Annotated in this window: 11 protein-coding genes; 1 reads left to right on the top strand and 10 read right to left on the bottom strand. The window is 69.6% G+C overall.

The window, feature by feature from the left end; all coding sequences use genetic code 11:
- Positions 1 to 117 precede the first annotated feature (117 nt).
- The 10 genes from EF918_RS09205 to kdpF (EF918_RS09245) form a co-directional block, all read right to left on the bottom strand.
- Positions 118 to 924, bottom strand: coding sequence for an SDR family NAD(P)-dependent oxidoreductase (locus tag EF918_RS09205; RefSeq protein WP_125643597.1), 807 nt, complete (start codon positions 922 to 924; stop codon positions 118 to 120).
- 615 nt (positions 925 to 1,539) lie between these two features.
- On the bottom strand, positions 1,540 to 4,086 hold the full coding sequence (locus tag EF918_RS09210; protein ID WP_125643599.1) for a sensor histidine kinase KdpD: 2,547 nt from the start codon (positions 4,084 to 4,086) through the stop codon (positions 1,540 to 1,542).
- Between the two features lie 38 nt (positions 4,087 to 4,124).
- Positions 4,125 to 4,814, bottom strand: a complete 690-nt coding sequence (locus EF918_RS09215) for a response regulator (RefSeq protein ID WP_125643601.1) — start codon at positions 4,812 to 4,814, stop codon at positions 4,125 to 4,127.
- A gap of 124 nt (positions 4,815 to 4,938) precedes the next feature.
- Positions 4,939 to 5,655 carry a potassium-transporting ATPase subunit C gene (locus tag EF918_RS09220; RefSeq protein ID WP_125643603.1) on the bottom strand — a complete coding sequence of 239 codons (717 nt, stop codon included), beginning with the start codon at positions 5,653 to 5,655 and terminating at the stop codon, positions 4,939 to 4,941.
- 6 nt (positions 5,656 to 5,661) lie between these two features.
- Positions 5,662 to 7,764: a potassium-transporting ATPase subunit KdpB gene (gene kdpB, locus EF918_RS09225; protein ID WP_125643605.1), complete on the bottom strand. Its 2,103-nt coding sequence runs from the start codon at positions 7,762 to 7,764 to the stop codon at positions 5,662 to 5,664.
- Positions 7,761 to 9,425 (bottom strand): potassium-transporting ATPase subunit KdpA, encoded by a 1,665-nt coding sequence (kdpA, locus tag EF918_RS09230; RefSeq protein ID WP_125643607.1) that lies wholly within the window; start codon positions 9,423 to 9,425, stop codon positions 7,761 to 7,763. The genes kdpB and kdpA overlap by 4 nt, the downstream gene beginning before the upstream one ends.
- A 6-nt stretch (positions 9,426 to 9,431) precedes the next feature.
- Positions 9,432 to 9,521: a K(+)-transporting ATPase subunit F gene (kdpF, locus tag EF918_RS09235; protein WP_037884112.1), complete on the bottom strand. Its 90-nt coding sequence runs from the start codon at positions 9,519 to 9,521 to the stop codon at positions 9,432 to 9,434.
- Positions 9,518 to 9,673 carry a hypothetical protein gene (locus tag EF918_RS36855; protein ID WP_185921664.1) on the bottom strand — a complete coding sequence of 52 codons (156 nt, stop codon included), beginning with the start codon at positions 9,671 to 9,673 and terminating at the stop codon, positions 9,518 to 9,520. Before EF918_RS36855 ends, kdpF (EF918_RS09235) begins: the two co-directional genes overlap by 4 nt.
- 89 nt (positions 9,674 to 9,762) lie before the next feature.
- Positions 9,763 to 10,512, bottom strand: a complete 750-nt coding sequence (locus tag EF918_RS09240) for a DUF4118 domain-containing protein (protein WP_125643609.1) — start codon at positions 10,510 to 10,512, stop codon at positions 9,763 to 9,765.
- Between the two features lie 34 nt (positions 10,513 to 10,546).
- On the bottom strand, positions 10,547 to 10,636 hold the full coding sequence (gene kdpF, locus EF918_RS09245; protein ID WP_125643611.1) for a K(+)-transporting ATPase subunit F: 90 nt from the start codon (positions 10,634 to 10,636) through the stop codon (positions 10,547 to 10,549).
- Positions 10,637 to 10,878: 242 nt separating this feature from the next.
- Here kdpF (EF918_RS09245) and EF918_RS09250 point away from each other — a divergent pair, with 242 nt between their 5' ends.
- On the top strand, positions 10,879 to 12,762 hold the full coding sequence (locus EF918_RS09250; protein WP_125643613.1) for an APC family permease: 1,884 nt from the start codon (positions 10,879 to 10,881) through the stop codon (positions 12,760 to 12,762).
- Positions 12,763 to 12,782 lie beyond the last annotated feature (20 nt).

Here is a 12,782-nt window from a genome sequence, read left to right on the forward strand (position 1 = left end):
CGTCCAGGCAGTCCTCGCCCTGGCCCGCCGACGGGTCAACGTCCTGTGGGCCCTGATACGTGACGGACGGTGCTACCAAGGCGAACTCCCCGTCACAACAACGGCTTGACAACGTCATTAGGAGGTGTGGCCGACGAGGAGGTCGGCGAGCTTGTTGAGGCGCTTGACGGTGCGGTCCTCGGTGGCGGCGGGGGCCGGGGCGACGCGCTCGGAGCGGTCGTAGTAGGCGCCGTTGACGATCTCCGTGGCCGGGTCGCAGAGCCGTACGACGTGCTGGGCGCCCTCGGCAGCCGGCGCGCCCTCGTGCCCGTACAGCGGGAGGAGGCCGGTCTCGCACACGCCGGGGTTGACGGAGACGGCGGTGACGCGCGGGTCGGCGGCGAAGACCGTCAGGGCCAGCTGCGACTGGGCGTACGCGGCGAGGCGGGAGTAGCGCCGTACGCGCTGCGGGTCGTTCCACTGGATGGCGCCGGAGCGGTGCAGCGCGGAGGAGACGTTGACGACGCGCCCGCCTGGGTCGCTGGTGAGGGCGGGTTCCAGGAGGTTGGTGAGGAGGTAGTGGGCCAGGAAGTTGACTTGGAAGGCGATCTCGTTGCCGTCGGCGGTCAGGGTGTGGCGCTCGGGCGCGGCGATGGCCGCGTTGTTGACCAGTACGTCCAGGTGCGGGTGCTCCCGTACGACGGCGTGGGCGAGGTTCTCGACCTCCTCCAGGCGGGTGAAGTCGGCGGCGAGCGGGCGGAGCTGGGCGCCGTTGATGCCGGAGGTGGCGATCAGCCGGTCGGTGGCCGCCTGGGCCTCCTCAGGCGTGCGGCCATGGAGGAGGACGGTGGTGCCGAGCTCGGCGAGCTGGCGGGTGGTCTCGTAGCCGATGCCGGAGGTGGCCCCGGTGACGAGGACGGTACGGCCGGACAGGGATGAGGACATGGTGGATTCCTGGAAGAGGGCATGCCTGACGTACCCGGCGTCCCGGCGCAAGGCGGGGGCATGGGCTCAGGTCATGCGGTGAAGGTGAGGATGCGTACGGAGCCTCGGTCAGCGCCCATCAGGGGGCTGGTGGCAGGTACGCGGAGGACGCGCGGCCGTAGTCAGAAAGCCGGGCGGACAGCGGGCGCCGTCGGCTGCACCGGATTCGGTGGCCGATCGTCGTAGCGCGGACCGCTGTTCATGGCGCAATCCCAGCGCATCGGGGAGGCGGAGGCAAGCGTTCAAGGCCTTCTTGACGGCCTTCTGATGCCCCATCGTCAGGGCCGCATCAAAGATCGACTTCCACGCGGAAGGAACCCGTCAAGGAGTGCTGCCAGGGCCGTCGGCCGGCTGCAGACTGGTGTGGCGACGGAGCCGGAAGACGGTCCGGCAGTACGCGGCTGGCGGCGGTGACCTGAACACCGCCCGAAGCAGCGCAGGGTCCCACCGTGGGGGTACGGACCGATGCGACCGCGTGCCGGTCACACGTCGCACAACACATGAGCCGTCCGGCTCTCCGGTGTGGGGATACCGGGGCCGGACGGCTCGCGTGTTTTTCGGTCGGTCGCCTCGGCGTCAGGTCACCGCGGACGTCGGGAGCTCCGGCGCTACCGGAGGACCGTCCCCCGCTATGGGGAGCGTGAGGACCATGGTGAGGCCGCCGCCCGGGGTGTCCTCCGCGGCGAGCGTGCCACCGATGGCCTCGGTGAAGCCGCGGGCGACGGCGAGGCCGAGGCCGACTCCGGCGCCTCGTGGGGCGTCGCCGTGGCGCTGGAAGGGTTCGAAGATGCGGTCCTTGGCCTCGTCCGGGACGCCGGGCCCGCGGTCGACCACGCGCAGCTCGACGCGGCTGGCCAGGGCGCTGGCAGTGACGTTGACGGGCTGGCCGACGGGGCTGTACTTGACGGCGTTCTCGACGATGTTGGCGACGGCACGTTCCAGCAGACCGCGGTCGACGGCGACCATCGGCAGGGTCTCGGGGATGTCCAGCTCCACGCTGTCCTCCGGTACGCCGCCCAGGGCCATGGGGACGACCTCGTCGAGGTCGGTCTCGCGGATGAGCGGTACGACGGTGCCGGTGTTGAGGCGGGACATGTCGAGGAGGTTCCCGATGAGGGCGGCGAGGCGGTCGGCGCCGTCCTCGATGCCTTCGAGGAGTTCGGCCTTGTCGTCTTCGGACCATTCGACGTCGTCGGAGCGCAGGGAGGTGACGGAGGCCTTGATGCCGGCGAGCGGGGTGCGCAGGTCGTGGCTGACGGCGGCGAGGAGCGCGGTGCGGATGCGGTTGGCCTCGGCGAGCTCGCGGGACTTCTCGGCCTCGTCGACGAGGCGCTGGCGGTCGAGTACGACGGCCGCCTGGGCGGCGAAGGCGCCGAGGACGCGGCGGTCCTCGGCGGGCAGGACCCGGCCGGTCAAGGCGAGAGCCATGTTGTCGCCGATGGGGAGGTCGACGTCCGCGTCCTCGGGCCGGCTGACTGGGTTGGTGCCGACGGAGGCCGCCGTGGTCCAGGGCTCGACCTCGCTGGTGCGCTCCAGGAGGACGACCGACTGCATCGCGAAGGTCTCGCGCAGCCGCTCCAGGAGAGCGTCGAGAGAATCCTCGCCGCGCAGAACACTGCCCGCGAGGAAGGAGAGGATCTCGGACTCGGCGCGCAGCCGGGCGGCCTGGTGCGTGCGTCGGGCGGCCAGGTCGACCACGGAGGCCACGGACACCGCCACGCCGACGAAGATCGCGATGGCGACGATGTTCTTGGGGTCCGAGATCGTGAACTCGTGCAGCGGCGGCGTGAAGTAGTAGTTCAGCAGCAGGGACCCGAACGCCGCAGAGGCGAGCGCGGGCAGGAGCCCGCCGAGCAGCGCCGCCGCCACGGTGAAGGTCAGGAAGAGCAGCATGTCGTTCGCGAGCCCGAGGTTGGGCACGAGCTGATTCAGTAGGACGGCGAGGAGGGCGGGGCCGGCGATGCCAGCGAGCCAGCCCCAGATGATGCGGGAGCGGCCGAGCCGGGCGCCGCGTGCGACGGGCAGGCCGCGGCGGCCCTTGGCGGCCTCGTCGTGGGTGACGATGTGGACGTCGAGGTCGGGGCCCGATTCGCGGGCGACGGTGGCGCTGACGCCTGGGCTGAAGGCGTACTGCCAGGAGCGGCGGCGGCTGACCCCGAGCACGATCTGAGTGGCGTTGCAGCCGCGCGCGAACTCAAGCAGGGCGTCGGAGATGTCGTCGCCTATGACGTGGTGGAAGGTGCCGCCGAGGTCTTCGACCAGGGTGCGCTGGACGGCGAGTTCCTTGGGTGAGGCGGAGGAAAGGCCGTCGCTGCGGGCGATGTAGACGGCCAGGACCTCGCCGCCCGCTCCCTTCTCGGCGAGGCGGGCGGCCCGGCGGATGAGCGTGCGTCCTTCGGGGCCGCCGGTGAGGCCGACGACGATGCGTTCGCGGGCCTGCCAGGTGGAGCGGATGTTGTGCTCGCCCCGGTACTCCTGGAGGTACTCGTCGACCCGGTCGGCCACCCACAGCAGTGCCAGCTCGCGCAGCGCGGTCAGGTTCCCGGGCCGGAAGTAGTTGGAGAGGGCCGCGTCGACCTTGTCCGGCTTGTAGACGTTGCCGTGGGCCATCCGGCGCCGCAGGGCCTGCGGGGACATGTCGACGAGCTCGATCTGGTCCGCCCGGCGCGCGACCTCGTCGGGGACCGTCTCGCGCTGGCGGACCCCGGTGATCGTCTCGACCACGTCCCCCAGCGATTCCAGGTGCTGGATGTTGACGGTCGAGACGACGTCGATGCCGGCCTGGAGGAGTTCCTCGACGTCCTGCCACCGCTTGGCGTTGCGCGAGCCGGGCACGTTGGTGTGCGCGAGTTCGTCCACCAGGGCCACGGCGGGGCGGCGGGCGAGGATCGCGTCGACGTCCATCTCGGTGAACGTGGAGCCGCGGTACTCCAGCTCGCGCCGCTCGATGAGCTCCAGCCCGTGCAGCATCACCTCGGTGCGCGGACGGTTGTGGTGCTCGACGAAGCCGACGACGCAGTCGGTGCCCCGCTCGACCCGCCGGTGCGCCTCGGAGAGCATCGCGTACGTCTTGCCGACGCCCGGTGCCGCACCGAGGTAGATGCGGAGCTTGCCGCGTCCCATGTTCAGACTCTTCTTCTCTGTTGACGATCAGGCGGTGATCAGGGTTCGAACCGGTAGCCCATGCCCGGTTCGGTGATCAGGTACCGGGGGTGGGAGGGGTCCGCTTCCAGTTTGCGCCGCAGCTGGGCCATGTATACGCGCAGGTAGTTGGTGTTCTCCCCGTACGTCGGACCCCAGACCTCCAGCAGCAGCCGGGCCTGGGTGATCAGTCGGCCCGGGTTGGTGATGAGGATCTCCAGCAGGTGCCACTCCGTCGGCGTCAGGCGCACGGTGCGCTCTCCGCGCCGCACCTTCCGTGCGACGAGGTCGACGGTGAACTCGTCCGTCGTGACGACGGCGACCTCGTCGGCCTGGGACACCGCCGGGGCGTCCTGCCTCCGGGCGGCTGCGCGCAGACGGGCCAGGAGCTCGTCCATGCTGAACGGTTTCGTCACGTAGTCGTCGGCGCCGGCGTCCAGGGCCCGGATCTTGTCCTCCGAGGTGTGGCGGGCGGAGAGGACCAGGATGGGCACGCGGCTCCAGGCGCGGACGTTCTTGATCACGTCGACGCCGTCCATGTCGGGCAGCCCGAGGTCCAGCACGATGACGTCCGGCTTGCGTGCGGCCGCGAGCCGCAGGGCCGAGCCGCCGTCGGAGGCCTCCTCGACCTCGAACTTGCGCGCCTGGAGATTGATCTTCAGTGCGCGGACGAGCTGGGGATCGTCCTCCACCACCAGCACCCGGGTCATCGGTGTGCAGCCTTTCGTTCGTTACGGGCACGGTGAGGAGCCGGCGGGGCGCTCGGGCGCCCTCCCAGCGTTGGCTGGGGGAGTCCCGTGCCCCGCCGGCTCTCGGTCCGTGCGAGGGGGAGCATCAGCTCTTGGTCAGTGCCTTGAGGGCGGTGTTGAGCTCGAGGACGTTGACGCGGGGCTCGCCCATGAAGCCGAGTGTCCGGCCGGTGGTGTGGTCGGCGACGAGCTTCTCGACCTGCTTGACGTCGAGCTTGTTCTGCTCGGCGACCCGGTGGACCTGGAGCTTGGCGTACTCCGGGGAGATGTTCGGGTCCAGGCCCGACCCGGAGGAAGTGACGGCATCGGCCGGAACGTCCTCGGGCTTGACCGTGTAGCCGGCCGTGGAGTTGTCGGCGATGACCGCTTCCTTGGCGGCGACGACCTGGGCGCAGAGGGTGCCTTCGTCGGCGGCCTTGGTGCACTTGCCGTTCACGGCGCCGTTGTCGGCGGAGCGGTTGGTGGCGCCGGAGAGGATCAGCGAGTACTGGGTGTTGACGCTGTTGGTGCCCAGGCCGTTGGAGGGGCGCGGCTGGAACCACTTGAGGTCCGGCTTCGCCGCCTCTTCGGCGTCGTCGGGGTTCTGCTTCGGGAGGTTGTAGGTCTGCCCGATGAGGGAGGAGCCGACGACCTGCCCGCTCTTGTCCTTGATCTCGGAACCGTTGGCCTTGTCGTTGAACAGGGCCTGGGCGATGCCGGTGACGGCGAGCGGGTAGATGACCCCGCAGATCACGGTCAGGACGAGAAGGGCGCGCAGGCCCGCCCCGATCAACCGTGCTGTGTTGCCTACAGAGTTGTTCATGTCGTCTCAGCCGATTCCGGGGATGAGGGTGATGAGCAGGTCGATGATCTTGATGCCGATGAACGGGGCGATCAGGCCGCCGAGTCCGTAGATCCCGATGTTGCGGCGGAGCATCTTGTCGGCGCTGGTCGGCTTGTACTGGACGCCCTTGAGGGCGAGCGGCACGAGCGCGATGATGATCAGCGCGTTGAAGATGACGGCCGAGAGGATCGCCGACTCGGGCGAGTGCAGGCCCATGATGTTGAGCTTGTCCAGGCCCGGGTAGACCACCGCGAACATCGCGGGGATGATCGCGAAGTACTTCGCCACGTCGTTGGCGATGGAGAAGGTGGTCAGGGCTCCGCGGGTGATGAGGAGCTGCTTGCCGATCTCGACGATCTCGATGAGCTTGGTCGGATTCGAGTCGAGGTCGACCATGTTGCCGGCCTCCTTCGCGGCCGACGTACCCGTGTTCATCGCCACGCCGACGTCTGCCTGTGCCAGCGCCGGGGCGTCGTTCGTACCGTCGCCGGTCATCGCGACCAGCTTGCCGCCGGCCTGCTCCCGCTTGATGAGGGCCATCTTGTCCTCGGGCGTCGCCTCCGCGAGGAAGTCGTCGACGCCCGCCTCCTCGGCGATGGCCTTCGCGGTGAGCGGGTTGTCGCCCGTGATCATGACGGTCTTGATGCCCATGCGGCGCAGCTCGTCGAACCGCTCGCGCATGCCCTCCTTGACCACGTCCTTGAGGTGGATGACACCCAGGACCCGGGCGCCCTTGTCGTCCTTGACGGCGACGAGGAGCGGCGTACCGCCTGCTTCCGAGATCTTGTTCGCGAGGACGTCGGCGTCGTCGGCGACCTGGCCGCCCTGCTCGGTGACCCAGGCGATGACCGAACCGGCCGCGCCCTTGCGGGTCTGCTTGCCGTCGACGTCCACGCCCGACATACGGGTCTGTGCGGTGAAGGCGATCCACTCCGCGTGCGCCAGCTCGCCCTGGTGACGCTCGCGCAGCCCGTACTTCTCCTTCGCCAGGACGACGATGGAACGGCCCTCGGGGGTCTCGTCGGCCAGCGAGGACAGCTGGGCGGCATCGGCCAGCTCGGCCTCGGTGGTGCCCTTCACGGGTACGAACTGGGAGGCCTGGCGGTTGCCCAGGGTGATGGTGCCGGTCTTGTCGAGCAGCAGCGTCGACACGTCACCCGCGGCCTCGACGGCCCGGCCCGACATGGCGAGCACGTTGCGCTGGACCAGGCGGTCCATGCCGGCGATGCCGATCGCGGAGAGCAGCGCACCGATGGTGGTCGGGATCAGGCAGACGAGCAGCGCGGTGAGCACGATCATCGACTGCTCGGCTCCCGCGTAGATCGCGAAGGGCTGCAGGGTGACAACGGCGAGCAGGAAGACGATGGTCAGCGAGGCGAGCAGGATGTTCAGCGCGATCTCGTTGGGCGTCTTCTGCCGGGCCGCGCCCTCCACGAGGGCGATCATCCGGTCGATGAAGGTCTCGCCCGGCTTCGTCGTGATCTTGATGACGATCCGGTCGGAGAGGACCTTCGTACCGCCGGTGACGGCCGAGCGGTCGCCGCCGGACTCCCGGATGACGGGGGCGGACTCGCCGGTGATGGCGGACTCGTCAACCGACGCCACGCCCTCGACGACGTCACCGTCGCCGGGGATGATGTCGCCGGCCTCGCAGACCACCAGGTCACCGATCTTCAGCTCGGTCCCCGGTACGGACTCCTCGCCGCCCTCCTTGGTCAGGCGCCGGGCGACGGAGTCGGTCTTGGCCTTGCGCAGCGTGTCGGCCTGCGCCTTGCCGCGGCCCTCGGCCACGGCCTCGGCGAGGTTGGCGAAGATCGTGGTCAGCCACAGCCAGGCCGTGATGGCCCAGCCGAACCAGTCCGTCGGGTCCTTGATGGCCAGGACGGTGGTGACCACCGACCCGATCAGGACGACGAACATGACCGGCGACTTGATCATCACGCGCGGGTCGAGCTTGCGGACCGCGTCGGGGAAGGACTTGACCAGCTGCTTGGGGTCGAAGAGGCCGCCGCCAACGCGGCCGGCGGGCGGCTTGTGGCCCGTGGGCAGGTCCTCGTGCGGAGCACGGGTCGGGGTGGCGGTGCTCATGATGCGAGCCCTTCGGCGAGCGGCCCCAGCGCGAGCGCGGGGAAGTAGGTCAGACCGGTGACGATGAGGATCGTGCCGACGAGCAGACCGGTGTAGAGCGGCTTGTCGGTACGGAGGGTGCCCGCGGTCTCGGGGACGGGCTTCTGCTCGGCGAGCGAGCCGGCGAGCGCCAGGACGAACACCATGGGAAGGAAGCGGCCGAGCAGCATTGCGATGCCGATGGTCGAGTTGAACCACTGGGTGTCGGCGTTCAGGCCCGCGAAGGCGGAACCGTTGTTGTTGGCGCCGGAGGTGTAGGCGTACAGGACTTCGGAGAAGCCGTGGGCGCCCGAGTTCAGCATCGAGTGCGGCGGGGTGGGCAGCGCCATGGCGGCGGCGGTGAAGCACAGCACGAGGGCCGGGGTGATGAGGATGTAGCAGGCCGCGAGCTTGATCTCGCGGGTGCCGATCTTCTTGCCCAGGTACTCGGGCGTACGGCCGACCATCAGGCCGGCGATGAACACCGCGATGATCGCCATGATCAGCATGCCGTAGAGGCCGGAGCCGACACCGCCGGGAGCGATCTCGCCGAGCTGCATGCCCAGCAGCTGGATGCCGCCGCCCAGGCCCGTGTAGGAGGAGTGGAAGGAGTTGACCGCGCCCGTGGAGGTGAGCGTGGTGGCGACCGAGAAGATCGCGGAGGCGCCGATGCCGAACCGGGTCTCCTTGCCCTCCATCGCACCACCGGCGACGTCGAAGGCCGGGCCGTGGTGCGCGAACTCCGTCCACATCATCAGCGCGGTGAAGCCGAGCCAGATGGTGGCCATCGTGGCGAGGATCGCGTAGCCCTGGCGCAGGCTTCCGACCATGCGGCCGAAGGTCCGGGTCAGCGCGAACGGGATGACGAGGATCAGGAAGATCTCGAACAGGTTCGAGAACGGCGTGGGGTTCTCGAACGGGTGGGCGGAGTTGGCGTTGAAGTAGCCGCCGCCGTTGGTGCCCAGCTCCTTGATGACCTCCTGCGAGGCCACGGCCCCGCCGTTCCACTGCTGGGTGCCGCCCATGAACTGGCCGACCTCGTGGATCCCGGCGAAGTTCTGGATGGCTCCGCAGGCGACCAGGATGATCGCGCCGATCACGGCGATGGGCAGGAGGATGCGGACGGTGCCGCGGACCAGGTCGGCCCAGAAGTTGCCGAGCTCGCCGGTACGGGAGCGGGCGAAGCCGCGTACGAGGGCGACGGCGACGGCCATGCCGACTGCGGCGGAGACGAAGTTCTGCACCGCCAGGCCGCCGGTCTGCACGACGTGGCCCATGGCCTGCTCGCCGTAGTACGACTGCCAGTTGGTGTTGGCCACGAAAGAGGCGGCGGTGTTGAAGGCCTGGTCGGGGTCTATCGCGGAGAACCCGAGCGAGCCGGGCAGAATGCCCTGCGCGCGCTGGAGGCCGTAGAGGAAGAGCACGCTGACCGCGGAAAAGGCGAGGACGCCGCGCAGGTAGGCGGGCCAGCGCATCTCGGCGGACGGGTTGGCACCGATGGCCTTGTAGATCCACTTCTCCGGGCGGTAGTGCCGTTCGGAGGAGTAGACGCGGGCCATGTAGTCGCCCAGGGGGCGGTAGGCCAGCGCGAGCGCGGCGATCAGTGCGAGGAGCTGGAGCACACCAGCGAGAACGGGACTCATCGGTGGCTAGAACCTCTCCGGCTTGACGAGGGCGAGGACGAGGTAGCCCAGCAGGGCGACGGCCACGACGAGGCCGACAATGTTTTCGGCGTTCACAGCTTGGTCACCCCCTTGGCGATGAGAGCCACCAGCGCGAACACCGCGACCGTGGTGACGACGAAGGCCAGATCGGCCATCGCGAGCTCCTGAGTGAAGTGGGAAGAAATGAATCGGCCAGATGGCCGATGACGAGATAACCGTGTCTTCATCCCGGCGTTAAGACACCTTGACGGTGTCCATACGGGCGCACGGGAACTCTTAACGCCACCCTTACGGGCAGGGACCGGAAAGGCCCCTGTCAGCCCAGGTGGGCCAGGCCGGCTGAGTCCAGGGCGGAGCCGGCCTGTGCCGCCAGCGCGACGGCCACCAGGCGGTCCTGTTCCGGGGGCAGCGGGCCGGGGAGCGGATCCAGCAGGAAGCGGCCGTAGTAGTGTCCGCCGCCTACGACGCGCAGCTCGGTCTCGCCGTCCGGCCAGTCGGCGTACTCCGTCACCCGGCCCGGTCGGCGCAGCCACAGGCCGCCGCCGTGCTCCAGGCGCGGCAGGTTTCCCATCAGGGTTCCGTATTCGAAGCGGCAGCCGCGCAGCCCGAGCAGGCCGACGAGCTCCCGGCGCACGTACTCGACGACCGCCTCCGGCGAGCGGCCGTCCTCGGCCATCCGGGCGGTGCCCTGGAGGCTCGACAGATGGGCGGCGTCGGTGATCACGGTTGTCTGCAGTCGGCGAGCGCGTACCGCCAGCTGGGAGACGATCAGGCCGACCACGAGCAGCAGGACCGCCGTCTCGACGTCGTCGCGGTCAGCGATCACGAACCGCTGGTAGGGCTCGGTCAGGAAGAAGTCGAACCAGGCGGCCGCCGACAGTGCGGCCACCGCTCCGGCGGTCCGCGTGCCGATGGCGGCGACCGCGACCACGGCGACGACGAGGATCAGTGCCGCGTTCGTGGCAGAAAGGTCCGTGCGGAAGGGCACGAGCGCGAGCGCCACGAGGAAGGGGGCCACGAGGGCCGCAAGCAGGGCGGCAGCGTCGTGGAGTCGATACCCGGACATGTGATCCCTCCTGTCCGGACATGAGGGCTTCGGATCAGAACTTCTCGGGCCTGATCAGCGCGGTCACGAGATAGCCGAGCAGCGCGAGGGCGACGACCAATCCGACCACGTTCTCCGCTTCCATCTGAACCTTCTCCGTTGTCGAGGGCGGGGCTGGGAGCACCCCTGTCAACAATGCCCCCTGTCAGAGGTACGGCCACACACCCTGGCGAGGTCTTGACGCGCCTCATACGGCGCGCCCGCTTCGGCATCAAGGGCCCGTGAGGACTGGAGCGGCAGCCGTATGAACAGCGTCAAGAACACTGGCGATCAGGCCACGGAATTCCGACGCTGTCCTCACTTTGCCCAACGGAGGAACAGCGAGAGATGTCCATAGACATGGGAAAGCCGAGCACGGCAGGACAGGCCCCGGGCACGGAGGAGCCTCCTGATACCGGCGTACGGACGTCTGCGGCAGGGGACCGCCACCGGCTGACCGCCCTCCAGGGCCTGGCCGCGCTGTCGCTGGACGCGATGGCGTCCGTGGCGTACGGGCCGGAGTCGATCGTGCTCGTCCTGGCCGCGGCTGGTGCGTACGGCATGGGGTTCACCCTTCCCGTCACGCTGGCGATCGCCGCACTGCTGGCGGTGCTGGTGGCCCCGTACCGGCAGGTCATCGCCGCGTTCCCGGACGGCGGCGGCTCGTACGCCGTCGCCAAACGGCACCTGGGCCGGCGTACGAGCCTGGTCGCCGCCGCCTCGCTGATCCTGGACTACGTCCTGAACGTCGCCGTGTCCGTCACGGCCGGCGTGGCCGCCCTGACCTCGGCCTTCCCCGAGCTGTACGGCGAGCGGGTGTGGATCTGCCTGGGCATCCTGGTCCTGGTCACCGCCGTGAACCTGCGCGGGGTCGTGGAATCGGCCAAGGCGTTCCTCGTGCCCACCGCCGTTTTCGTCAGCTCGATCCTCGCGATGGTCGCCGTCGGGCTCTTCCGCGACGGCCCCGTCAGCACTGCCTCCGCCGCCGGGCACGCCTCCGCACTTGGCGAAGGCGCGACCGCCGTCGGCGCGCTCCTGCTGCTCAAGGCGTTCGCCGCCGGCTGCTCGGCCCTCACGGGAGTCGAGGCCGTTGCCAACGCCGTGCCGTCCTTCCGGGCGCCGGCCGCCCGCCGGGCCCAGCGCACCGAAGTCGCCCTCGGCGCCCTCCTGGGCGTGATGCTGATCGGCCTGTCCATTCTCATCGGCCGCTTCCACCTCCAGCCGGTCGAGGGCGTGACCGTCCTCGCCCAGCTTGCCGACGCGTCCTTCGGCCACAACGCCGCCTTCTACGTGGTCCAGTTCGCCACGATGGTGCTGCTCGCGCTCGCCGCGAACACCTCCTTCGGCGGACTGCCCGTCCTCATGAGCCTGCTGGCCCGCGACAACCACCTGCCGCACGTCTTCGCCCTCAAGGCCGACCGCCAGGTCCACCGCCACGGAGTGGTCTGGCTGGCCCTCGTCTCCGCCCTCCTGCTCGTCCTCTCCGGAGGCGACACCAACACCCTCGTCCCGCTCTTCGCGATCGGCGTGTTCATCGGCTTCACCATCTGCCAGGTCGGCATGGTCCGGCACTGGTACGGGGAACGGCCCCGCGGCTGGCAGGCGAAGGCGGCACTCAACGGCTTCGGCGCCCTGCTGACCGGCGTCTCGGCCGTCGTCGTCACCGCCACCAAGTTCACCGAAGGCGCCTGGCTGATCGTCGTCGCGCTGCCGCTGCTCGTCCTCGGCTTCGAAAAGGTCCACCGCGCCTACACCGAGATCGGCGAACGCCTGGAACTCGGCCGGATCCCGCAGCCCCCGCAGCGCTCCCGCTCCGTGGTCGTCGTCCCCGTCTCCGGCCTGTCCCGCCTGACTAGCCAGGCCCTCACCGCCGCCCGTTCGCTGGGCGACGAAGTCCTCGCCGTGACCGTCACCCACCCGGCTCCCGAGGACCGTCAGGCGACCGAAGCCCTCAGGCGGGACTGGGAGTTGTGGAAGCCTGGCGTCGAACTGATCGAGCTCTCCTCGGAGACCCGCTCGCTCGGCCGCCCGCTGTCGGCGTACGTACGGAAGCTGGCGCAGGCCGACCCGGACGCCCAGGTGACCGTCCTGATCCCGGAGACCGAACCCGCCCACCTGTGGCAGCGGCTGCTCCAGAACCAGCGCGGCTCCGTCGTCGCCCACGCGGTCCGCCGCGACACGGACGCCGTGATCTGCCGACTGCGTTTCCGCATCACGGCCGAGGCACGCTGACGTGCGTTGACGCGCCTCTG

The organism is Streptomyces sp. WAC06614 (assembly GCF_003949795.1).
In the GTDB taxonomy this organism is placed as follows: Bacteria; Actinomycetota; Actinomycetes; order Streptomycetales; family Streptomycetaceae; genus Streptomyces.

Coding starts and splice junctions, on each gene's coding strand:
- EF918_RS09240 (WP_125643609.1), bottom strand. CDS start 10,512: ATGTCCGGGTATCGACTCCACGACGCTGCCGCCCTGCTTGCGGCCCTC.
- EF918_RS09215 (WP_125643601.1), bottom strand. CDS start 4,814: ATGACCCGGGTGCTGGTGGTGGAGGACGATCCCCAGCTCGTCCGCGCA.
- EF918_RS09205 (WP_125643597.1), bottom strand. CDS start 924: ATGTCCTCATCCCTGTCCGGCCGTACCGTCCTCGTCACCGGGGCCACC.
- EF918_RS36855 (WP_185921664.1), bottom strand. CDS start 9,673: ATGAAGACACGGTTATCTCGTCATCGGCCATCTGGCCGATTCATTTCT.
- kdpF (WP_125643611.1), bottom strand. CDS start 10,636: ATGGAAGCGGAGAACGTGGTCGGATTGGTCGTCGCCCTCGCGCTGCTC.
- EF918_RS09250 (WP_125643613.1), top strand. CDS start 10,879: ATGTCCATAGACATGGGAAAGCCGAGCACGGCAGGACAGGCCCCGGGC.
- kdpB (WP_125643605.1), bottom strand. CDS start 7,764: ATGAGCACCGCCACCCCGACCCGTGCTCCGCACGAGGACCTGCCCACG.
- kdpA (WP_125643607.1), bottom strand. CDS start 9,425: ATGAGTCCCGTTCTCGCTGGTGTGCTCCAGCTCCTCGCACTGATCGCC.
- EF918_RS09220 (WP_125643603.1), bottom strand. CDS start 5,655: ATGAACAACTCTGTAGGCAACACAGCACGGTTGATCGGGGCGGGCCTG.
- EF918_RS09210 (WP_125643599.1), bottom strand. CDS start 4,086: ATGGGACGCGGCAAGCTCCGCATCTACCTCGGTGCGGCACCGGGCGTC.